General features: G+C 55.8%; 24 protein-coding genes, 1 pseudogene and 1 riboswitch. Of the genes and pseudogenes, 14 read left to right on the forward strand and 11 right to left on the reverse strand.

Annotation, left to right across the window (positions count from 1 at the left end; genetic code table 11):
* Positions 1 to 177: 177 nt before the first annotated feature.
* The 4 genes from AC27IT_RS14145 to AC27IT_RS14160 all read right to left on the reverse strand — a co-directional run bounded on the left by AC27IT_RS14145 (position 178) and on the right by AC27IT_RS14160 (position 3,697).
* Positions 178 to 1,518, reverse strand: a complete 1,341-nt coding sequence (locus AC27IT_RS14145; protein WP_487091858.1) for a hemolysin family protein — start codon at positions 1,516 to 1,518, stop codon at positions 178 to 180.
* Positions 1,519 to 1,753: 235 nt separating this feature from the next.
* Positions 1,754 to 2,869 carry a site-2 protease family protein gene (locus AC27IT_RS14150; RefSeq protein WP_005829956.1) on the reverse strand — a complete coding sequence of 372 codons (1,116 nt, stop codon included), beginning with the start codon at positions 2,867 to 2,869 and terminating at the stop codon, positions 1,754 to 1,756.
* A 63-nt stretch (positions 2,870 to 2,932) separates the two neighbouring features.
* Positions 2,933 to 3,235 carry an iron-sulfur cluster biosynthesis family protein gene (locus tag AC27IT_RS14155; protein ID WP_005829958.1) on the reverse strand — a complete coding sequence of 101 codons (303 nt, stop codon included), beginning with the start codon at positions 3,233 to 3,235 and terminating at the stop codon, positions 2,933 to 2,935.
* Between the two features lie 108 nt (positions 3,236 to 3,343).
* A complete protein-coding gene (locus tag AC27IT_RS14160) occupies positions 3,344 to 3,697 on the reverse strand; it encodes a DUF3905 domain-containing protein (RefSeq protein WP_026558224.1) in 354 nt (117 codons plus the stop codon).
* A 173-nt stretch (positions 3,698 to 3,870) separates the two neighbouring features.
* On the opposite strand from AC27IT_RS14160, the gene AC27IT_RS14165 reads away from it, so the two are divergent.
* On the forward strand, positions 3,871 to 4,707 hold the full coding sequence (locus AC27IT_RS14165; RefSeq protein ID WP_327944560.1) for a glycosyltransferase family 2 protein: 837 nt from the start codon (positions 3,871 to 3,873) through the stop codon (positions 4,705 to 4,707).
* Positions 4,708 to 4,734: 27 nt separating this feature from the next.
* Here AC27IT_RS14165 and sspK read toward each other — a convergent pair whose 3' ends face one another.
* Positions 4,735 to 4,866: a small acid-soluble spore protein K gene (sspK, locus tag AC27IT_RS14170; protein WP_007783429.1), complete on the reverse strand. Its 132-nt coding sequence runs from the start codon at positions 4,864 to 4,866 to the stop codon at positions 4,735 to 4,737.
* Between the two features lie 97 nt (positions 4,867 to 4,963).
* Between sspK and AC27IT_RS14175 the strand changes: the two genes are divergently transcribed.
* Genes AC27IT_RS14175 through AC27IT_RS14185 form a run of 3 tightly spaced genes read left to right on the forward strand, consistent with a single transcriptional unit; the run spans position 4,964 to position 5,613 of the window.
* Complete coding sequence (locus tag AC27IT_RS14175) at positions 4,964 to 5,239, forward strand: YqkE family protein (protein ID WP_007783428.1); 276 nt, start codon at positions 4,964 to 4,966, stop codon at positions 5,237 to 5,239.
* On the forward strand, positions 5,236 to 5,385 hold the full coding sequence (locus AC27IT_RS14180) for a hypothetical protein (protein WP_155808584.1): 150 nt from the start codon (positions 5,236 to 5,238) through the stop codon (positions 5,383 to 5,385). Before AC27IT_RS14175 ends, AC27IT_RS14180 begins: the two co-directional genes overlap by 4 nt.
* Before the next feature lie 51 nt (positions 5,386 to 5,436).
* A complete protein-coding gene (locus tag AC27IT_RS14185; protein WP_007783427.1) occupies positions 5,437 to 5,613 on the forward strand; it encodes a hypothetical protein in 177 nt (58 codons plus the stop codon).
* Between the two features lie 51 nt (positions 5,614 to 5,664).
* Here the strand turns inward: AC27IT_RS14185 and AC27IT_RS14190 are convergent, their stop codons facing one another.
* Genes AC27IT_RS14190 through AC27IT_RS14200 form a run of 3 tightly spaced genes read right to left on the reverse strand, consistent with a single transcriptional unit; the run spans position 5,665 to position 8,889 of the window.
* The gene (locus tag AC27IT_RS14190) at positions 5,665 to 6,855 is read right to left on the reverse strand and encodes an ABC transporter permease (protein ID WP_487091859.1); all 1,191 of its coding nucleotides are present in this window, start codon (positions 6,853 to 6,855) and stop codon (positions 5,665 to 5,667) included.
* Positions 6,852 to 7,571 carry an ABC transporter ATP-binding protein gene (locus AC27IT_RS14195; RefSeq protein ID WP_327920758.1) on the reverse strand — a complete coding sequence of 240 codons (720 nt, stop codon included), beginning with the start codon at positions 7,569 to 7,571 and terminating at the stop codon, positions 6,852 to 6,854. The genes AC27IT_RS14190 and AC27IT_RS14195 overlap by 4 nt, the downstream gene beginning before the upstream one ends.
* A 40-nt stretch (positions 7,572 to 7,611) precedes the next feature.
* Entirely contained in the window at positions 7,612 to 8,889 is a 1,278-nt protein-coding gene (locus AC27IT_RS14200) for an efflux RND transporter periplasmic adaptor subunit (RefSeq protein ID WP_005829973.1), read from the reverse strand.
* A 197-nt stretch (positions 8,890 to 9,086) separates the two neighbouring features.
* Here AC27IT_RS14200 and AC27IT_RS14205 point away from each other — a divergent pair.
* From AC27IT_RS14205 to AC27IT_RS14250, 10 genes and pseudogenes are all read left to right on the forward strand, one after another.
* Positions 9,087 to 10,436: pseudogene (locus tag AC27IT_RS14205) on the forward strand (glucose-6-phosphate isomerase); the annotation flags it as partial.
* Positions 10,437 to 10,457: 21 nt separating this feature from the next.
* Positions 10,458 to 10,676 (forward strand): excisionase family DNA-binding protein, encoded by a 219-nt coding sequence (locus AC27IT_RS14210; protein WP_307723519.1) that lies wholly within the window; start codon positions 10,458 to 10,460, stop codon positions 10,674 to 10,676.
* A 79-nt stretch (positions 10,677 to 10,755) separates the two neighbouring features.
* Positions 10,756 to 10,871, forward strand: a riboswitch (TPP riboswitch).
* A 156-nt stretch (positions 10,872 to 11,027) separates the two neighbouring features.
* A complete protein-coding gene (gene thiO / locus AC27IT_RS14215; RefSeq protein WP_005829978.1) occupies positions 11,028 to 12,164 on the forward strand; it encodes a glycine oxidase ThiO in 1,137 nt (378 codons plus the stop codon).
* 80 nt (positions 12,165 to 12,244) lie between these two features.
* Positions 12,245 to 13,093 carry an LSm family protein gene (locus AC27IT_RS14220; protein ID WP_487091860.1) on the forward strand — a complete coding sequence of 283 codons (849 nt, stop codon included), beginning with the start codon at positions 12,245 to 12,247 and terminating at the stop codon, positions 13,091 to 13,093.
* 149 nt (positions 13,094 to 13,242) lie between these two features.
* On the forward strand, positions 13,243 to 13,641 hold the full coding sequence (locus AC27IT_RS14225) for a YugN family protein (protein ID WP_005829981.1): 399 nt from the start codon (positions 13,243 to 13,245) through the stop codon (positions 13,639 to 13,641).
* A 77-nt stretch (positions 13,642 to 13,718) separates the two neighbouring features.
* The gene (locus AC27IT_RS14230) at positions 13,719 to 14,330 is read left to right on the forward strand and encodes a hypothetical protein (protein WP_487091861.1); all 612 of its coding nucleotides are present in this window, start codon (positions 13,719 to 13,721) and stop codon (positions 14,328 to 14,330) included.
* A gap of 78 nt (positions 14,331 to 14,408) precedes the next feature.
* Positions 14,409 to 14,858: an NUDIX domain-containing protein gene (locus AC27IT_RS14235; protein ID WP_005829984.1), complete on the forward strand. Its 450-nt coding sequence runs from the start codon at positions 14,409 to 14,411 to the stop codon at positions 14,856 to 14,858.
* Between the two features lie 104 nt (positions 14,859 to 14,962).
* Positions 14,963 to 15,760: an NAD kinase gene (locus AC27IT_RS14240; protein WP_007783411.1), complete on the forward strand. Its 798-nt coding sequence runs from the start codon at positions 14,963 to 14,965 to the stop codon at positions 15,758 to 15,760.
* A gap of 24 nt (positions 15,761 to 15,784) precedes the next feature.
* The gene (locus AC27IT_RS14245) at positions 15,785 to 16,504 is read left to right on the forward strand and encodes an MOSC domain-containing protein (protein WP_026558228.1); all 720 of its coding nucleotides are present in this window, start codon (positions 15,785 to 15,787) and stop codon (positions 16,502 to 16,504) included.
* Between the two features lie 58 nt (positions 16,505 to 16,562).
* On the forward strand, positions 16,563 to 17,048 hold the full coding sequence (locus AC27IT_RS14250; RefSeq protein WP_025845401.1) for a YbaK/EbsC family protein: 486 nt from the start codon (positions 16,563 to 16,565) through the stop codon (positions 17,046 to 17,048).
* A gap of 145 nt (positions 17,049 to 17,193) precedes the next feature.
* On the opposite strand, the gene AC27IT_RS14255 is transcribed toward AC27IT_RS14250, so the two are convergent.
* From AC27IT_RS14255 to AC27IT_RS14265, 3 genes are read right to left on the reverse strand one after another with little or no spacing between them, the layout of a single operon-like run.
* Positions 17,194 to 17,697 carry a GNAT family N-acetyltransferase gene (locus AC27IT_RS14255; RefSeq protein WP_007783406.1) on the reverse strand — a complete coding sequence of 168 codons (504 nt, stop codon included), beginning with the start codon at positions 17,695 to 17,697 and terminating at the stop codon, positions 17,194 to 17,196.
* A 44-nt stretch (positions 17,698 to 17,741) separates the two neighbouring features.
* Positions 17,742 to 18,476 carry an exonuclease domain-containing protein gene (locus tag AC27IT_RS14260; RefSeq protein WP_005829991.1) on the reverse strand — a complete coding sequence of 245 codons (735 nt, stop codon included), beginning with the start codon at positions 18,474 to 18,476 and terminating at the stop codon, positions 17,742 to 17,744.
* A 12-nt stretch (positions 18,477 to 18,488) separates the two neighbouring features.
* Positions 18,489 to 19,529, reverse strand: coding sequence for a DUF294 nucleotidyltransferase-like domain-containing protein (locus AC27IT_RS14265; protein WP_007783404.1), 1,041 nt, complete (start codon positions 19,527 to 19,529; stop codon positions 18,489 to 18,491).
* Positions 19,530 to 19,532: the final 3 nt, after the last annotated feature.

The following is a 19,532-nucleotide window of genomic DNA, read 5'->3' on the forward strand; positions in this document are numbered from 1 at the left end:
TTCGTCATATTGCTGCTGTTTTTGCCCTTTACGTGGCGGCATAAGAAAATCCCCTCCGGTCAACAGTGTTGATCTCATCATACCATGAGGTCTTTTTTCACTGTCTACCATGAGGGGATAATACCACTTATGCTGCAAGGTGAGGGGCTTTCGCTATTGATTGCGATGCGCAGGCGATCAGGAGACGGTCAAAAGCTCTTCCGGCTGCTGTGCTTCATCGCTTTTGATCGGTGTAATCAGCACGCGCGTGACGCGGTGATTATCCATCTGCTTGACGGTGAACAAATGGCCTTCCCATTCTACCGTAGCACCCACCGCGATATCTTCTTCCAGTTGGCTGTACAGCCAGCCGCCGATCGTGTCCACGTCTTCCGATTCCAGTTCGAACGGAAGGTGGTCGTTCAAGTCAGCGAGCGTCAGCATGCCGGATACGGAGAGGCCGTTTTCCAGCTTTTCGATCTCCGGTCTTTCCTCGTCGAACTCGTCCTGGATATCGCCGACGATTTCTTCCAAAATATCCTCCATGGTCACCAGTCCGGCTGTACCGCCGTACTCGTCGATGACAATCGCGAGCTGCGAGCGTTTTTTCTGCATCAGGCGCAGGACCGTACTGATTTCCATCGTTTCCGGAACAGTCAGAACCGGGCGGAGCAGCGAATCCAGCTCGACATGCCCGTCTTGCAGGGCCGCGAGGTAAAAGTCGGTCGCGTGGACAAAGCCGATGATATTGTCTTTGTCATCATCCGCTACAGGGAAACGGGTGTGTCGCTGGGTGCGGATGATCTCCAGGTTTTCTTCAAAGGTGTTCGTGCTATATAAGCAAACCATGTCGATGCGCGGGATCATCGTCTCCCGGGCAAGGGTTTCGGAAAAGTCGAAAACGTGTTCCACCAGCGCCAGCTCGGTTTGGTCGATATGGCCGCTTTGGTGGCTCTGGTTGACGAGAATGCGAATTTCTTCTTCCGTGTGAGCCGCTTCATGCTCCGAAATAGCTTCGAGGCCAAAGCGTTTCATCAGGGCGTTGGCTGTTCCGTTCAAAAACCAGATCGCCGGGTAAAGCAATTTATAGAAAAACATCAATGGCGCGGCAACCCACAGCGAAGTCACTTCTGCTTTTTGAATGGCCAATGATTTCGGCGCCAGTTCACCCAGGACAATGTGCAGGAAGGTAATGATCGCAAACGCTATCCCAAAAGAGATCGCAGAAATCAGATAGTCAGGTATCCCTGTTGAACCGAGCAGCGGTTCGACAATCATGTGGGCGATAGCCGGTTCCCCGACCCACCCCAGTCCGAGCGAGGCGAGAGTGATCCCGACCTGACAGGCAGACAGGTAGCCATCCAGCTTTTGCGTTACTTTTTGGGCGTAAACAGCGCGTTTGTTTCCTTCATTCACCATTTGCGTCAGGCGCGTTTGCCGCACCTTGACGAGAGCGAACTCAGCGGCGACGAAAAAGCCGTTGAGAAAAACAAGAAATATGACAAGCAGCAGGTTGAGCACTATCGGGACGGTGTCCAAGTAAAAAGTCATCCTCTCTGGAATATTATGAATGTACGCTTCTATTTTACTCTGTTTGGCGACAACTCTCAAAAGCGATAAATCACCGTAGCAGCCGTTTCTGACCCCTTGCTGGGGAAGAGCGACCTTCAGGTATCCATAGCGCACGATTTTGCGCCCACAGAAGGCCGCAGAAGGTCACAGATGGTCAAACTGTCCGCTCCAGGCAGGCGGGACCGAGGCGAAAAAGCCCGCGCTACCTGTGCAAAATCTGCTGTCCGTAGACGAAGAAGGCCGACAGGACAGCGGCCAGGCCGAGGTAGGCAGCCAGCACTTTCCACTTGGTTGCCGCCGGTGCTACATAGTACGTCGTCAGCCGATGCATTTGCTCTTCGACTTCCGTCAGCCGCTGACGAGCCATTTGCTCTGCTTCGCGCAGCAATTCGGAAGGGGCAGGGCGCAGCGGGTCCGAGTCGATGAAGAGAATCGGCTCGCGCTCCCATTGCTTGAACAGTTCCCATTTTCTGTTCATGTACACCTTGTCCAGCCGTTTCCGGTCGCGGATGAGGCGTTTTTCGTCCTGGAGAAAAGGGACGAGGAAGCCTTTGTCCGGCTCTGCCTGGTTGAGCGCGGTGACCTCTTCGTTCAGGCGAACGCGCGTGTCCCAGGTCGTTTCCAGCTCGGGCCACTGGGCGATGCTCTGCAAAAAGTCGGCGATTTTGTCCCGCTCGTACTGGAGCACCTGGTGCTGGTAGCTTTCCCGCAGCCGACTCCACCACGTAATCAGGCCGATGATGAAGATGAGCACCATGATAGGCCCCGGATTGGCAAACAGCATGATCCCCAGTCCGACCAGCCCGAAGAACCAGATTTTTGTGGACAGCACAGAGACGATCCGCCCGCCATCGAGCGGAGAGACAGGCAGCAAATTGAACAGGTTGAGCAGGGCGCCGAGGTAAATGACCAATGCCCAGAACGGGTCCTGCGTCCACCAGTACAGCGGCAGGGCAGGCAAAAAGGCAATCATGCCGGCAAGCGGTCCGCCGTAAGCGAGATAGGCCTCTGTTTTGGCATCGCGCGGCATGTCTTTCATGGATATAAAAGCACCCGCAAACGGGATGAAGACGGCTGGCGAAGTCGCGATGCCTTTTCGTTTGGCAGCGATGACGTGCCCCATTTCATGGACGAAGATCAGGTAGACGAGCGCCACGGCGAACTTCCAGCCGTAAAACATGGCGTACGCCCACAGGCTGATGACCATTGACAACAAGGTCGTGCCGAATTTGGAAAACTTCAGGATGCCGATTAACCATTTGAAATTGGCCAGCAAAAAAGCACCGATGGCCAAGAGGACCGAACGACTTTTTTTCATCAAAAGCTCCTCCCATACGTCATGGCAGTCTTTCTTTCATACGGACGACGCCCGGGAAAGTTTCTACTGGCCTTCCAGGCGCGGATTCGCGAAGCGAAAGCCGTACTCTCCGTATGTAGGATCAAAGCCGAGCTGTCCGCCGTCGAAAAACCAGAAATCGGTCGGCCGGATCACAAAGCGCAAGCCTTCCACTTCGAAAACGGCGTCACCAGGCATGGCCTCGTCTTTTTCAATCGCATAAAACAGTCCGCCCGTTCCGGGTCCGCTTGTCCGTACGTACAGCCGCAGCGTATCGCCCGGTCGAAATTCCGCATAGCGCTGGTAGGCGAGAGAGAATGCGGGCTCTATCGCAAGTGTGATGCTCATGGGCAAGCTCCTTTCCATCGTTTCAAGCCCATTGTAACACACAAACCAAAAACGCCCATTCGGTTGGCCTGTCTTTTCCGAATGGGCGGTCTTTTTTACGGACAGCGGTTAATCCTTGCCTTTGCTGACGTCTTTCGTCGGATGCATGAAGCGGGCATTGCCTATGGGTCTGTCCTCCAAAAGCTCCTTGTTTTCGTAGGAGTTCCAGCCGATGTCGTTGGTCGGGTGCACCCATTGGTCGCCTGCCATGATCGAAGGGTCGGTGTCAGTGTTCCAGTTGTTCAACGGGGATTCTTTGGATTCGTACTGGCTGTCTCCGATCACCACACCAAACTCGTTGACAAAAGGTCGCTGGATCGTGCGGGACGATTTTTTGAAGTCAGGCGCGCTGATCTGATGCGGCAAGGTTCCATCGAGGGAAATATCCTTCGTCTTCTCGTTGTTTTTCTGGTCGTTGTCCATTCGTTGGACCTCCTTTATCCACACAGCCGTATGTTTGCCAGCGAGGCATGCTCGCTTTTAGCATGCATCAGTCGCATTTCCCTTATACGGCGAGCAGCGCGCAAGCATGGCCGCGACCCAAGCCCAGCCCAAGTTGCCGCCACCTGCATATGCTACAAAAAGGGGGAGATTCGATGCTGACCAGTGTCGTTATTCCTGCCAAAAACGCAGACGATCAACTGTTGTACACGTTGTTCGGCTTCAACCTGCAATACTGCGCCTTCGAGGAGTTCGAGGTGATCGTGCTGGACAACACCTCAACGGATGCGACGAGGGAAAAGCTGTCCCGGTTTACCGCTCATTTTCCGATGCACTACGTGCAGTTTCGGGCCAAAAAACCGCTTGCCCACCTGCTGAACACAGGGATACAGTTGGCGCGCGGCGAGCTGATCGTCTTCCTCGCTGCCCAGATGATCGTACCCCGCAGCTTCATCGGCGTGCATCAGCAGGCACATGAAAAAGCGAGCCACCTGGTCTTGCTCGGGCAGGATCGAAAACGAATCTATTCGGTGTATGAGCCGGGCTTCAGCGCGACACAGCATGCGGAGTGCCAGCTCTGGCTGGAGCAATACCCGCATGTGAAGCGGCCGCATACGCTTGTGGAAACAGTCCCTTTGCTGGAAGAGAGCCAGATTGTAAACGGCTTGCCTTTTCACATCGGCTTGCCCTGTCCAATCGCGCAGAAGCGGCTGGCCGCCCAGGAGAAATACGGGGCGAAGCTGGCGCGGCACCGCTCGCCGTGGACGCTGTTTGACACCCAGCACGTCTCGCTGCGGCGGGAAAGCCTGCAAAAAGCAGGACTTTTTCGCGAGCTGCCGCGGATTGAGATGGAGCGCGATCTCGGAAAACGTTTGTTAAAAAATGGCTGCCAATTCCAGTTGGACGATAAGCTGACGCTATTGAAGCAGGAGTGTGTGCAAAAAAGACTGGGCGCAAGCAGCCAGCCGACGAAAAAAAACCGCCGGGCATGACCATAGCCCCGGCGGTTTACTTTGTGCCTAACGGTTTTCTTTTAACCGCTCTTGTGGTTCACTATTAATGGAACCGTTGGAACGGACGGCTTCAGACTGGGCTTTTGGGCCACGAATTTCTGCGGTTTTTCCAAAGTCTTTTGCTTTATTGCGTACCATGTCTCGTCCTCCTCTTCATGCGAAGCGTAAAAATAGTATGACCCAAAAGGCGCTGGAGAATGGGCGTGAATTCGATAGGGAAAGGATGGCAGCTCACATGGCGAAGAAAAAACAAAAACAGCAACCACAACGTCAAAACCTGGATACAGCGACAGAAGCGAAATCTTCTCTCGGCAGCCTGAAGGATATGGTGAATGCGGATGCATTGGCCAAGCTGAAGCAGTTGGAAAAAGAAATGAAGTCCGAAAGCGAGCGCAAGGCGAAGGAAGCGGCCGAGCAAAAGCGCCGCGAGCAGGAAGAGCGCGAGCGCAACAAAAGCTTTGCGGAACTGCTGGCCGACTACGACAAAAAAGGCGGAGGCAAGTACAGTTGATGCGCGATGGACGGCAGACGGAGAGGCCGGATACGTCGAAAAACGGCCTGATGAAAAAACGGCAACTCGCGCTCAAGGATGAGTCGATCAAGCAGCGCGGCCAGCAAGTCCTTGGCCGGTTAGGGAAAAAGCAGCCCAAGGAGTGATTTTTTTCCCTCCTTCCCCATATAGCTAGGAGAGGGGAAAGGAGGGAGACCATGGGGACAATCCTGCTCCTGCTCAGTCTCCTTTGTGTAGCTGTAGGCACCTGGAAGCTGAGCGGTATCTACAAGGCAGACAAGACGGACAGCAAAACGCTCTGGTGGACAGTCGCGAGTGTCGGGATTGCGCTTTTTTTTCTTTTGAAGCTGATGACTGATACGTTTCCAACATAAACATGCACCTGTGGCTCAAGCTGCACAGGTGCATGTTTTTTGTTGCTGAAATTATTCGTAGCGAAGCGCTTCGATCGGGTCCAGCTTGGCGGCCTTGTTGGCCGGATACAGGCCGAAAAAGATGCCGATTGCGCTGGAGAAGCCAAAGGCGATGAACACGCTGTTCCAGGACAGAAGCGGCGGCAGATTGGCAAACTGCGCAATCAGGGCGGCGATGCCCAGTCCGAACAGGACCCCGATCAAGCCGCCGATCAGGCAGACGATGACGGATTCGATCAGAAACTGGATCAAAATGTCGCTGCGCCTTGCCCCGAGAGCCTTGCGAATCCCGATTTCCCGCGTGCGCTCTGTGACGGAAACGAGCATGATGTTCATGACGCCGACCCCGCCGACGACGAGCGAGATTCCGGCGATGACGCTGAAGATCAGTGTCAATGTGCCTGTCAACTGGTTGAACTGATCGACCGATTCCTGCATGCTGCGCACCATGTAGTGGTCTTGTTTTTGATGCTTGCGGGTCAAATACTGCTTGACCTGCTGCATGGCAGGGTCGACAGACGGCTTGTCCACGGCTTTGCCCATGAACATCTGGACGGACGGCTCTTCCTGCAGGCTGTGGTAATAACGGATGGGGACAACCGCGCCAAACGTCTCTGCTCCCATGTCAAACTTGAACTTTTCCTCTGTGTACGTACCGATGATGACGAGCGAGTTGTTGCCCCAGCGCACGCGCTGGCCGATCGGGTTCATCTGGCCGAACAGCTTCTCGCCGAGCTTGTCCTCCAGCACGACGACGGCGCGCTGCTCCTTGTCATCCGCGCTGTTGAACAGGCGTCCTTTGGCCACTTTCATCGTCTTCTGCATGGCAAAGTAGTCGGCGGTGCTGGCGGTCAGGTTGACCCGCTCTTCTTTTTTCGGGCCTTTCAGTTCGATTGTATGGGAGTTGTACGGGACGATGTACTCGATTGCCGGGCTGATTCGGCTGAGCACCTCGGCGTCCTCGATGGTCAGGTCGTCTGCGGCTATCTCTTCTTTCGTGTCCCAGTTGATGAAGACGTTGAACGTGTTCTGGCCGAATTTTTCCATCTCGTCGTTAATCGCTTTTTGTCCGCCTTCGCCAAGTGTCGTTACGGCGATGACGGAGGTGATGCCGATGATGATGCCGAGCATGGTCAGGCAGGAACGCATTTTGTTCGCCCAGATGCCTTCCAGGGCGGTGTAAAAGCTCTCCATAAAATTCATGTGACAATCACCTCGTCAGACGGGGTAGAGAAAATGCGTTCCTCGACCCGTTCGTCGCGGACGATGACGCCGTCCTTGAAGGTGACGATCCGTTCGGCGTGCTGGGCGATGTCCAGTTCGTGCGTGACGAGAATGATCGTGACGCCCTGGGCGTGCAGCTCCTGGAACATCGCCATGATCTCGACGCCGGAGCGGCTGTCCAGGTTCCCTGTCGGTTCGTCGGCCAACAGGATGGCGGGTTGATTGACCAGCGCTCTGGCGATGGCGACCCGCTGCTTTTGTCCGCCGGAAAGCTGTGTCGGCTTGTGGTTCATGCGCTCAGCAAGCCCGACTCGCTTCAGCGCTTCGGTGGCGCGACTGCGTCTTTCCGAGCGGCTGATGTTGGCGTACATCATCGGCAGCTCCACGTTGTGCAAAGAAGTGGAGCGCGCGAGCAGATTGAACGATTGAAAAACGAAGCCGATTTTTTGATTGCGAACATAGGCGAGCTGCTTGTCCTTGAGGCTGCTGACCTCGATGCCGTCGAGAATGTACGTCCCCGAGTCCGGACGATCCAAGCAGCCCAGCATGTTCATGAACGTCGATTTCCCTGATCCCGATGGTCCCATGATGGCGACAAATTCGCCTTTTTCCACTAGCAGGGAGACGCCTTTCAGGATCGGTAGGGTAGTATCGCCTGTCTTGTATGATTTCGTCAAGCCTTCTACCTGAAGCATTGTCGGCTGACCTCCTTTTTACGTGGAACGCGTCCAGTCGTTACATGCCCAGCGCAGCAGCACCGCCGCTCATCGGCATGACCGCAGCTCCTTCGCTCAGAGCGTCGACAGGTCCCAAAATGATTTGTTCGTCTCCTGACAGTCCCGACTTGATGTGGGAGAACAGCTCATTTTCTGTGCCTGTAACGACTTTTTGCTTCTTGGCGATGCCGTCAGCGGAGATCCATACGAAGGTGCTGCCATCGGCGTCCTGCTGAACGGACTCGATGGGAACTTGCAGGGCGTTTTCGATTTTTTCCACCATGATGTTGATGTCCACGTGGAAGCCTGGCTTCAGTGCGCTCAAATCGCCCTGCGGCTTGAGGATGACTTTGACGCGCGTTTTTTCGCCTTGGCCCGAACTGCTTTGCGTAGTGGTCGCGATCGGCGCGATCCGGGTAATTTGGGCGTTCAGCAGTTGCTTGCCCAGCGTAATTCCTTCAATCGTCGCGGACTGGCCGATTTTCAGTTTGCCGACGTCCGACTCGTTAATATCAGCCTGAATGAGCAGGTTGTTCAGGTTGGCCAGCGTCAAAATTTCCGTGCCTTTGCTGACGTATTGGCCGTTCTCGGCCGCCACGCCAATGACTGTTCCGTCCATCGGCGCGACGAGGACGCTTTGCACGCGCTCTTTTTCCAACTGGCTGCGCTCTACGGCCAGCTTGTTGATTTGCGCCTGCTGGGCGGCGATGTCTTCCTTGCGCGGCCCTTTTTGCTTGAGGGCAAACTGTTGCTTCGTGACATTCAGGGAAGACTGGGCGTTGTCCAAAACAGATTTGGCCTTGTCCAACTCTTGCTGCGTGGAAGCCCCCGAAGCGAACAGTTGCTGGATCCGATCGTACTCGCGTTTGGCTGCGTCGTATTCGCGCTGGGCCTGATTGACCCGCTCGCGCTCCTGCGCCACTTCTTCCGGCTCTGCCCCGATCTGGGCTTTTGCCAGATTGGCTTTGGCTACTTCCATTTGCGCTTCCAGATCAAGCAGTCTGCCGTCGACATCCGAGGTGTCGATTTTTGCGATGACCTGGCCTTTCTTGACCTTGTCGCCTTCCTTCACCACAAACTCGCGCAAGGTTCCGGTTACGTTGGCATACTGCTTTTGCTTGTCCTCTACCGTGACGATCCCCGAGGTCAAAATTTTGCTCTCCAGGACTGACTTGGTCGGAGCCCCGATGTTTACCGGCATGCCCATGGCTTGCTGAGAGCCCATCATGTTGATTCCGACGAAGCCCGCACCGAGCAGGACGACCACGGAACCGATGATCCACCACCGTTTTTTCATGTTCATTTCTCCTTGCTGTTAGGAACCGTATTATTTCTTTGCTCGGTGAAGTCTTACGCCAGGTCTGGAAAAAGGTAACACTTGTGGCGAATTGTTCACGATTTGCTCACATTTTGTGATGTTTTGACGGAAAGCAACTTTCTGGCTTTTGGCGTGATAAGATAAGAAAATAGATGACGTTCCTTGGGAGGGGAGCCATGAACCAAGCGATTCGATTTGATTACTCTAATGCACGCGCCTTTGTGAGACAGCATGAGTGGGAGCAGCTTGCCCCGGCGATCGGGCAGGCGCATGAGATGTTGCACAAAAGAACGGGTCCAGGCAGAGACTATCTCGGTTGGGTTGATTGGCCGCAGAGGTACGACCGCGCTGAATTTGAGCGGATTCGCCAGGCGGCGGCGCGTATCCAGGCTGATTCGGATGTGCTTTTGGTAATTGGAATCGGGGGTTCATATTTAGGGGCGAAAGCTGTACTGGACATTTTGGGCCACAGCTTTTACAATTTGCTGCCGAAGTCGAAGCGGCGTTTTCCGGAAATTTATTTTGTCGGGAACAATATCAGCCCGGTTTATATCTCTCATCTGATGGACGTGCTCGAAGGAAAAGACGTGTCCATCAATGTCATCTCGAAGTCGGGCACGACGACAGAGCCCGCGATCGCTTTTCGGCTGCTGCGCACCTGGCTGGAGAACAAGTACGGCCGCGAGCAGGCGAAGAAGCGCATCTATATTACGACGGACAAAACGCGCGGCGCCTTAAAAAGACTCGCGGAGGACGAAGGGTACGAAAGCTTCGTCATTCCGGACGATATCGGCGGACGTTTTTCCGTCCTGACCGCAGTCGGACTGTTGCCAATCGCAGTGAGCGGGGCCGATCTGGACGCGCTGATGAAGGGCGCGCAAGACGCGAGCGAGCGCTACATGGTCATGGATTTGTACGAAAATCCGTGCTACCAGTATGCGGCGATTCGCAATGCGCTGTACCGCAAAGGTAAAACCGTGGAGCTTCTGGTCAGCTACGAGCCGCAGTTCCGCTTTTTCGCGGAGTGGTGGAAGCAGCTTTTCGGGGAGTCGGAAGGAAAAGACGGCAAAGGAATTTTTCCCGCGTCAGCCGAGTTTTCCACGGACCTGCACTCGTTGGGGCAGTACATACAGGACGGCATGCGGCAGTTGTTTGAAACGGTTGTTACGGTGAACAAGCCCGCCGTCGACGTGACCGTGCAGGAGGACCCGCTCGATGTGGACGGGTTGAACTTCCTGTCCGGCAAGCGGATGGGGTTTGTCAATAAAAAGGCTTTCGAGGGAACGGTACTGGCCCATGTAGATGGCGGCGTACCGAACCTGCTTGTGGAGATGCCAGAGGCGACAGCGTACCATCTCGGCGCCCTGATCTACTTTTTTGAAAAGGCGTGCGGGATCAGCGGCTATTTGCTAGGGGTCAACCCGTTCGATCAGCCCGGGGTGGAGGCGTACAAGGCCAACATGTTCGCCCTTCTGGGAAAACCTGGATTCGAGCAGCAGAAAGCGGAACTGGAGGCAAGATTGCGCGAGAACAAGACGTATTTGACTGTGGAGGAGACAGCGGCGTATTTGGAGCTTCCTGAAACGTTTATTTTGGAAAAAATTCATCAGGGCAAAATCCGCGCTCTCCACGACGGCAACGAGTACATCATCAACAAGGAGCAGTTCAATCACCATCTGGAGGAAATGCGCAAGCTTCGCGAGTTCGAGGAAGCGGCGCGTCACGAGACGGTTCCGGAAAGCTACGATGTGAAAGACGAGGATTAAGCTGAGGATGAAAGCGCAGACCATCTTGTCAGATCGCGCCCAAGAGGACTATACTTGGTGGGTGAACGAAAATAAAAGATCAAGCAACTCGGGGAGTCCTTCATGCGGGGCTGAGAGGATGGAAGCAACGACCGTCGACCCATTGCACCTGATCCGGATCATGCCGGCGCAGGGATACGGTTGCCGGCAAACAGCGCTTTTTTATTTGGTTACGATGCGTATGAAGCCCGCCTTTTCCTGTGAAGGAGAAGGTGGTTTTTTTCATTTTGTCGACTGCGCCAGGGGCTTTTGGCTACAACGGCGCTTTCGAATGGCCCCGAAGAGATTACAACAAGCGAGGAGAGAGAAAAATTGAGCGATTGTCTCGTAGTGGGTGGAGGAATTATCGGATTAAGTCTGGCTTATGAGTTGTCACGAAGAGGAAGGAGCGTCACGCTGGTCGAGCAGGGAGAATGGGGCGGACAGGCGTCTTCTGCGGCGGCGGGGATGCTCGCGCCGTTGAAGGAGTTTACGGCCCCAGGCCCGATGCTCGATCTGGGCATGACTTCGCTGGCCTATTACCCGCAGTGGGCGGCCGAGCTGGAAGAGTTTACCGGAGGGGACGTCCAGCTCAGCCTGGAAGGGCTGCTGACGGTCGCGCTCAACGATGACGAGCAGGCACAGCTTTTGGCGAAGTACCATTGGCAAAAAGAAGCGGGGCACAGCGTCCACCTTTTGACGGAGCGGCAGCAACTGGCTGAGGTGGAGCCGCTTTTGACCGAGCAGGCGCAGGCAGCCATCTACTCTCCGTACGAAGGGCATATCAACAACCGCATGCTGCTGCGCGCTCTGGTGACAGCATGCCGGCTGCAAGGCGTCGCGTTGCACGCAGGCTGTGTCGTGAGCGGCATCGCGGTAAAAGGCGGCCGGGTAGTCGGCGTGGAGAGTTCGCTTGGACCGCTGCGGGCGGAGCAAACGATCATCACGTCAGGCGCGTGGGCGGGCATCATGCTGGAAATGCTCGGCGTTTCGATTCCCGTTCGCCCGGTTCGCGGCCAGATCGCGGCGGTATCCTCCGCAGGCATCCCGCTTCGCACCGTCATTTTTGGCACCTCCGGCTACATCACGCCGAAGAAGGACGGGAAAATCGTCATCGGCGCGACAGAAGACGAAAGCGGCTTTCAGCGCGAAGTTACAATGGCGGGCTTGGCCAGCATCCTGAACGGAGTCATGCCGTACGTCCCGGCCTTACACGGCGCTGCTTTTCTGGAGGCGTGGGGCGGACTGCGGCCAGCTACCGCAGATGGCAAGCCGCTGCTTGGTCCCGTGCCCGGCTGGGACGGGCTTTCGATTGCCGGAGGGCACTTCCGCAACGGCATCTTGCTGTCCCCGGCTACCGCGAAATGGATGGCCGACTACCTGGAAAAAGGCGAGACAGAGCGTCTGACGCCGTTTTTGCCATCCCGCTTTTTGGCAAAAACAGACGAAACGTCGAACAAAATGGGCTAGTCCGAACTGCAAACCCGGTACACCTCCCCATGGGCACCTGTATATGGTAATAAAGAAACACCAGAAGGGGAGGAGTTTCCATGCAGTCTGAAAAAAACCTGTACCAGGCTGACGTCCAGACGGTCAGTCTGATAAAGGATATGCGTGAAAATGTGCACAACATATGCAAAGAACACGTCGAGAAAAAGGTGCGCATTGAAGCGATTGACGGCCAGATTTTTGAAGGCGTGATCGTGGACTTTGACGATCAGAATGTATATGTGGAAGTGGACGATCTCGATGCAGAGGAAGACGACTACGAGTTCGAAGAGGTAGCCAGCCGCAAATCGCATGGAGACTGGGGCATGTACCCGGACTGGACTCCCTACGGCTATCCATATGGCGGATACCAGCCGTTTGGCGATGTCAGTCCGCTTGGCAGCAGCAGCCAGCCGAATCGGCCTCCTGCTGGTCAAGTCAGCCCTTACGCGGACGATTGCTATCCATACGCTCCGATCAGCCCATTCGGCAGCCCGAACCAGCCGTATGGGCAGGTAAGTCCGTTCGGCAGCCCGAATCAGCCGTATGGGCAGGTAAGCCCGTTCGGCAGTCCGGGTCAACCGTATGGGCAGGTAAGTCCGTTCGGCAGTCCGGGCCAGCCATATGGGCAAGTAAGTCCGTTTGGCAGTCCGAGCTTTCCGTACGGCCAGGTGAGTCCGTTTGGAGAGGGCGCTCCTTTCGTCAGCCCTTATTCCGGCTTCAATCCGTACATGGCGCCGTTCCCACCGTTCCCGCCCTACCCGCCTCAGCCGTGTTACCCGTATCCACCGCCGCCACCACCTCCGGCTGCAGTCGTCGTGCCGAGGAAAAAACGCCGCCGTCCGTGTCGAAGAGGCAAAAGAATCATTCCGCTCGCCTTGTTTACGCTTTTGACGATCGCGCTGCTCTAAAACCTGAAAGCATAGAGTTACCAAGCCTCTTGCCATCCGCAATTCCGGCAGCGAGGCTTGTTGCTCGTTTTGCCTGCCCTCGCCTGTGAGTACAACCCGCCGTTTTGGCGCACACTACCAGTAGTATGTGACGAAGGCAGGGGATACAAATGAAGAAAATTCAAAGCAGCTTACCAGGGACGAAGGCGACGTTCGGCTATTTCCGCGAGTCGCTCGAGCCGCATTTTACACTGGCGAATTGGGATTACGAACACGGCTATTTCGACCGCACCCTTGACGACAGGAACACCGTGTACCTCCGCCTCCCGGTAAAAGTCTTGCAGGGCGAGCTCGACAGCCCCGACGCGTGGCTGGAACTGGGCGAACCGTTTGTTTTGCGCCACGTCTACAACACAGGCGTAGAGGAAGATATCGGCTACTACGCCCCCGTCGCTTCAGCCGTGATGAACCAGTTCCAGGAGCCGCTCGACAAAGATGCCGAGATCGACCCCCGCTGGATTCGCAAGGCCGAGGCCATCGTCAAAGAACTGGAAAATCGTCTCGGATGAAAAGCGGGCCTTGGAGCAGGCCTGCTTTTTTGTTTTGCTTCGCTTCGATGAAAGCAGCAGCGAGGAATGGATTTTCAATGAAATTGCTTTTTCAGTTCGGTTCTGTTAGCAGAAAAACATTGTACAGATTGAGGAAAGCCCAGCCTTGCCTGAGCGCCCCGGATCGGACAGCACTTTTTGCCAACCTGAACCCCATCTTTGAAAAACTCTTTACAAACGTTTTAAAAAACCCACGCCCACCCAAGCAAGCCGCTGACGAGGAAAGAGGAGAAATCCGCGAAAGCTCTTTGGGATACCGACCGAGGTGGAGGGGAAAAAGCAAAACACGCTTGTTAAGCGTCCACTCTGAGACACATCCTGAATCGACCACTTTGGACGCGGTTTTGCTTTTTCCCCGGAGCCGGGCAGTCCAGCCCCCAGCGGGTATCCCAAGAAGCTCCAGAGATTTCTCATCTTTCCTCGCCTCACCAAAAGCAACGACAGACGGGCTTTTTAATGATTTTGCTTTTGCCTCGCCTTCGCCAAAAGCAACGGCAAACGGTCTTTTCAATGTTTTTGCTTTTTCCCTCGCCTCGCCAACAGCAACGGGCAAACGCTCTTTTCAATGTTTTCACTTTTTCCCCGCATCACCAAAAACAACAAACAACAACCTTTGTAAAAGATTTGTTTTTCCACTATTAGTCAGGTAATATTTCCCTAACAGCAGAATGACCGACCCGAGACACCCGTGAAAAACGACGTCCTGACAGGAGACAGGAGGCGACAGCATGGCGTGGTACCATGCGATAGCGAAATGGTATTGGAAAATCCGCAAGCCGCTGACTCTCGGAGTGCGCCTCATCGTGGCCGACGAACAAAAAGGCGTCCTGCTCATTCGGCACACCTATGTACCCGGCTGGTACTTGCCCGGCGGCGGAGTCGAAAAAGGAGAATCGTTCTGGGAGGCAGCCCGCAGAGAGCTGCGGGAAGAATGCGGCCTCGTGGCTGGCGAGCTCAGGCTCTGTCACCTGTATTACAGCGAACGCGAAGGCAAGCGCGACCACATCGCCCTGTTCCATGCCTGCCAAATCCAGCCCGGGACAGGCAAGATCGACGCCGATGAAGTCCGGGACATGCGCTACTTTTTGTGGGACCAGCTCCCGGACGACATGACCCCCTCGACGCGAAAGCGATTGGCGGAATTTTGCGCCCAGTCTTTCCGCGAAGAGCGATGGTGAGACTCGGCCGTTTCCATGCATCTCCTTTTCCCATGTGGTATAGTGAGATCAACAAAACGAGCGTACTTGACCGCTTCGAAGGATAAAAGTGAGGGCAGACCAGCATGAAGATTGCGACTGTACTGCGAAATGACGATTATACACGGGAAGTAGAACATTTGTTGAAGGAAAAGCTGCGCGAGGCAGGCAGGCCGTACACGTTTGTGAACGGAACGGAGGCCAAGCCTGACATGGTGCTCTCAATCGGAGGGGACGGGACGCTGCTCGAGGCCGTCCATCAATACGGCATGGAGCCGGCCTATGTCGGGATTCATACGGGACACCTCGGTTTTTACGCCGACTGGCGGCCGGAGGAGCTGGATGAGTTCGTCGACCGGCTGCTGCACGCCGAACCGGCGATCGTCGAGTATCCGACGGTCCAGTGCCGGATTGATACAGCAGATGGCCAGCGATACGAAAAATGGGCGTTGAACGAACTGGTCCTGCGCAACGCGTCCCTCTCGACGTTGGTCGCTTGCGTCTACATTAACGGGGACGAGTTGGAGACGTTTCGCGGCGACGGGTTGATCGTGTCTTCGCCATCGGGGAGTACAGCCTACAACAAAGCCGTGGATGGAGCGATCGTGCATCCGTCCATCGAGGCGATCCAACTGTCCGAAATCGCCTCCATCAACAACCAGGCGTACCGGACGATCAACAGCTCGCTCGTTTTGCCCAAGCATCACGAAGTAGAGCTGATTGTCATGAACCCGGAAATCATGATCGGCCTCGATCGCGAGCAGGCGGTGTGGAGAGGCGTGCGCTCCATTATGTGCCGTGTCGGGCAAGGCAAAGTCAAATTCGCCCGCTACAAGCGACTGACGTTTTGGAGCAGGGTGCGCAATTCGTTTATCAAAGGATAGAGAGACTTGGGGGAGGGGATATCATTGAAAAAGCTAGGAACACTGCAAAGCATTTTCCGCCATCCGGTAAAAGCGATGCAGGGCGAGCAACTGACGACGTCGGAGGTCGACGCTTTCGGCCTGTACGGCGATCGGGCTTATTACTTTCTGGACGACTCTCGCGGCGGAAAATATTTGAGTGCAGACGTCGTCCCGGCGCTGCTCGGCTACCATGCCAGCATGGGGGAAAAGACGGGCGAAGAAGCATACCCCGACGTTCAAGTTGAAGCGCGTGACGGCAGCGTACATACGTGGGGAGAGTCGCTGTTCGCCCATGTCGCAGAGACAGCGAAAAGAGCGGTGACACCGATGCGCAGTCTCCCGACAGAGGGAGGGAAAAACTGGGAGGACCACATTCTTTTGGTGACGGACGCCTCCCTGCGCGAGCTGGCACGGGTGATCGGCAGCGACTGGATTGACCCGAGACGTTTTCGCGGAAACCTCATCGTCGAGCTCGAAGACGACGAACCGTTCGCAGAAGACAAATGGCTGGGCAAAAAGCTGCAAATCAACGATGTTACCCTGCAAGTTACCAAGCATTGCGAGCGTTGCATGTACGTGAACATCGACCCCGATACGCTGCAGAAAAACCCGGCTGTGCTGAAAGCATGCGTGAAGCGCCACGAAAACCATTTTGGCGTGTACGCCTCTGTGGTGACGACAGGTACGGTGTCGCAGGGCGACGAGGTGTTTATTCTGGAGTAGGCAAAAAGGCGAGGCAAACTGCTTTTGCCTCGGCAACTGGCTAGTGGAGGTGCGAAAGATGACCGTGATGAGTCCTGTAGAAAAAGTGAAGGCTTTTGTGCAGCAGTACGATCCCGCAATCGAGCCGATTTTGTTCGAGCAGCCGCTTCCTACATCCGAGGCAGCCGCCGAAGCGTTGGGCAGCGAGGTGGGACAAATCGCCAAGTCGATCCTGTTTCGAGCTGGCGACCAGTTTGCGCTGTTTGTCGCAGCGGGAGATGTCAAGATCCATCCCAAGCAGGTCAAGGCCGCTTTTGGCTCGGGCAAGGCGAAGATGGCCTCCGCCGAAGAAGTGGAAAAGGTGACAGGCTATCGCGTAGGCGCTGTCTGTCCGTTTGCGTTGCAGGAGGAAGTGCCCGTCTTCGTCGATACTTCCCTGCGGCGCTTCCCTGTCGTCTATACGGCTGCGGGCGTTGCCGAATCGCTTTTGCCCGTCACCTACGCGGCATTGCTTGCCATGACCAAAGCCGTCGAGATCGATGCGGCTGCTGCACCAGCCTCGTAAAAACATGACCGTTTTGCCGGCCGCAGGCAGACAAGCAGTTCTGCTGCTTTTCGGAAAATGGCGAAACGTTTTTTGCAAAAACAAAGCCGACAATCCGCATGACACCGTGGATTGCCGGCTTTTGTTCGTTCGCGCAGGGGAAGCTTCACGCTTCTTTTCCCAGCATCAATTGATAAAAATGCACATCGTGCCACTCGCCGAATTTGAAGCCCACCTCCCGGAATTTTCCCGCAAGCGTAAACCCGAACTTTTCATGAAGCCGCACACTTGCCTCGTTTCCACCCGTAATGCCGCTGATGACCGTGTGGTAGCCGAGCTGTTCCGCCCGCTGCAAGATGTCGCTCATCAAGGCCGTACCGACACCGCATCCCCGCTGCTGCGCATCAATGTAGACAGACAGCTCGACCGTTTTGCTGTACGCCGGCTTTTCGCGAAAAGGAGAAAGGCAGCAATAGCCGACCACTTGCCCGTCCGCTTCGGCGACGAGCAGCGGATGAGCTTCAGTGTGCTTGTGAAACCAGACTTCGCGCTGGGCCAAACTCTGCGGCTCCAGGTCGAAAGTTGCAGCCAGATGGGCAATCGCATGGTTGTAAATCGCCAGCATGGCAGGTAAATCGTCCAAAACAGCTTCCCTGATTTGCAGCAGCATGAATACCGACTCCTTCAAAATCAAACAGCGATTCCTCGCCTGTTCTACCGCAGCGCCTCGTACACATCCCGGAGATTGGTGTATCCGGCCTGCTGCGCTTTTGTCAAATACTTCGCCCACAGCGTCCCGGCGGCCACGGCGTCACAGTAGGCGTGGTGCCTGCGGGAGATCGGGATGTCGTGCTGGGCGCAGAGGGCGTCCAGCGAGCCGTTGCCGATCGGGTTGCTCAACAGCCGAATCAAAAGCATCGTGTCGAGCATCCGGTGAGTCAGCGGTCGTCGGCTCGTTTTCCAGAGGGCGGAGCGAAAAAATTCGCGCTCATGCCGGGAGTGATGGGCGACGAGCGGACGATCTCCGACGAAGCGGAAAAACCGCGAGAGAGCTTCCAACAGATCGGGCGCGTCCGCAGTCATATCGTCGGTAATCCCGGTCAGCGAGCGGACGTGGGGCGGGATCGTGCGCCCCGGATTGACCAGCGTGTAAAACGAATCTCCGAGCAGCAGCTTTTCCCCGCGCATCGCCACCGCGCCGATAGAGATGATCGCGTCTCCGTGATCGGGGTAAAAGCCGGTCGTCTCCAGGTCGACGACGACCACCTCCAGATCGGCAAGCGGGATGTTTTCGCTGGAATCGACGTGTCTTGCTTCCTTGGAGATGGAGCGAAGATAAGCCTGGTGCTGTTTGTCGTCGTCGCCAAGCCCCCACTTCCAGTCGCCCGGCACCCCTGCCATTCCGCGGTTCATGTTCCACAAGCGGCCGATGAAGTCCCATTTTGCCAAATGCGTCTCCTCCTATCCCCTGAAGGTGGACGGGAGCTTCGCCGTCATTTTTTGCAGGCGGATGGCGAGCTTCATCGCTTCACGCACCTGTGTGATGGAATCAGGCGACAGCTTGCTGAGCTTGATGTAGCTGTTGCTCGTGTAATGGCCGTCTTCCCAGTGCAAGAGGGCGGTCAGGCGCAGCCCCTGGATCAGCCGAAAATGCGCGGCTATTTCGTCGCAAAAGCTTTTGCTCCACACGCCTTTTTCCGCCAGCTCGCCCAGCCGCTCAAGCGTGGAGCTGACGAAGATGCCGTGCGCCAGGGCGAAATGCCGCACGCAGTTGACGATTGGCAAATAGACGCCGTACTTGATGTTGATGGCTCCGCGAAACCGCCCGGTGACCTCGGGCAGCACCCTTCCGAACAGGCCGAGCGGCACGCGGTAATGCAAAGTGTTGCTGACCAGCCGATCGAGCAAAAACGTATTCCCGGCCAAAAGCTGCCGGAAGCGGTCCAGGACGGGGGCGAAAATGGCCGATTCTCCGTACAGGACGCGCACGTCGCTTGCCAGCAGCAAATAGCGGGCGTTTTCCCAGACCGGGTGAGAGATCCATCTGTCCAACTGGTCGATCCATTGGTCGACGCTGCCGCGCCACTTCGGAGAGAGGCAGGTGACATTGCCCTGGCAAGGCGGATAGCCTGCTTCCTCCAGGCCGGAAACGATGGTCGCGGCCAGCAGTTGAAAATAGCCGTGAACCCGCTCCTGCTCGCTTTCGTTGAGGTGCTCGGGGATCGAGTAGACAAGCCCGTTGTCCTGGTCGCTGATGATGGCCTGCTCGAAGCGTCCGCCGCTGCCGAATTGCAAAAAGGCAAACGGGACGGGCGGCGTGCCGACACCTCTTTTAGCCAGAGCGTCTACGGCAAGCAGAACGCCCTGGCGGATAAGGTTGTCGTGAATCAAGTTCACTACGATTGAAAAAGGGGCCATCTCCCCTGCGCGGTTCAATTGGCGCAAGGGATCTGGGTCAAGCAATTGCTGGCGAAGTTGCGCGAGCTCGGCGAACGATTCCACCTG

This window comes from Brevibacillus sp. YAE8 (assembly GCF_057543335.1).

Excerpts from the sequence above, each read along its gene's own strand:
- AC27IT_RS14190 (WP_487091859.1), bottom strand. The coding sequence starts at position 6,855 with ATGAATTTTATGGAGAGCTTTTACACCGCCCTGGAAGGCATCTGGGCG.
- AC27IT_RS14150 (WP_005829956.1), bottom strand. The coding sequence starts at position 2,869 with ATGAAAAAAAGTCGTTCGGTCCTCTTGGCCATCGGTGCTTTTTTGCTG.
- AC27IT_RS14165 (WP_327944560.1), top strand. The coding sequence starts at position 3,871 with ATGCTGACCAGTGTCGTTATTCCTGCCAAAAACGCAGACGATCAACTG.
- AC27IT_RS14240 (WP_007783411.1), top strand. The coding sequence starts at position 14,963 with ATGAAGATTGCGACTGTACTGCGAAATGACGATTATACACGGGAAGTA.
- AC27IT_RS14200 (WP_005829973.1), bottom strand. The coding sequence starts at position 8,889 with ATGAAAAAACGGTGGTGGATCATCGGTTCCGTGGTCGTCCTGCTCGGT.
- AC27IT_RS14220 (WP_487091860.1), top strand. The coding sequence starts at position 12,245 with ATGCAGTCTGAAAAAAACCTGTACCAGGCTGACGTCCAGACGGTCAGT.
- AC27IT_RS14160 (WP_026558224.1), bottom strand. The coding sequence starts at position 3,697 with ATGGACAACGACCAGAAAAACAACGAGAAGACGAAGGATATTTCCCTC.
- sspK (WP_007783429.1), bottom strand. The coding sequence starts at position 4,866 with ATGGTACGCAATAAAGCAAAAGACTTTGGAAAAACCGCAGAAATTCGT.
- AC27IT_RS14155 (WP_005829958.1), bottom strand. The coding sequence starts at position 3,235 with ATGAGCATCACACTTGCGATAGAGCCCGCATTCTCTCTCGCCTACCAG.
- AC27IT_RS14195 (WP_327920758.1), bottom strand. The coding sequence starts at position 7,571 with ATGCTTCAGGTAGAAGGCTTGACGAAATCATACAAGACAGGCGATACT.
- AC27IT_RS14255 (WP_007783406.1), bottom strand. The coding sequence starts at position 17,697 with ATGCTGCTGCAAATCAGGGAAGCTGTTTTGGACGATTTACCTGCCATG.
- AC27IT_RS14250 (WP_025845401.1), top strand. The coding sequence starts at position 16,563 with ATGACCGTGATGAGTCCTGTAGAAAAAGTGAAGGCTTTTGTGCAGCAG.
- AC27IT_RS14175 (WP_007783428.1), top strand. The coding sequence starts at position 4,964 with ATGGCGAAGAAAAAACAAAAACAGCAACCACAACGTCAAAACCTGGAT.
- AC27IT_RS14185 (WP_007783427.1), top strand. The coding sequence starts at position 5,437 with ATGGGGACAATCCTGCTCCTGCTCAGTCTCCTTTGTGTAGCTGTAGGC.
- AC27IT_RS14230 (WP_487091861.1), top strand. The coding sequence starts at position 13,719 with ATGAAATTGCTTTTTCAGTTCGGTTCTGTTAGCAGAAAAACATTGTAC.
- AC27IT_RS14235 (WP_005829984.1), top strand. The coding sequence starts at position 14,409 with ATGGCGTGGTACCATGCGATAGCGAAATGGTATTGGAAAATCCGCAAG.
- AC27IT_RS14225 (WP_005829981.1), top strand. The coding sequence starts at position 13,243 with ATGAAGAAAATTCAAAGCAGCTTACCAGGGACGAAGGCGACGTTCGGC.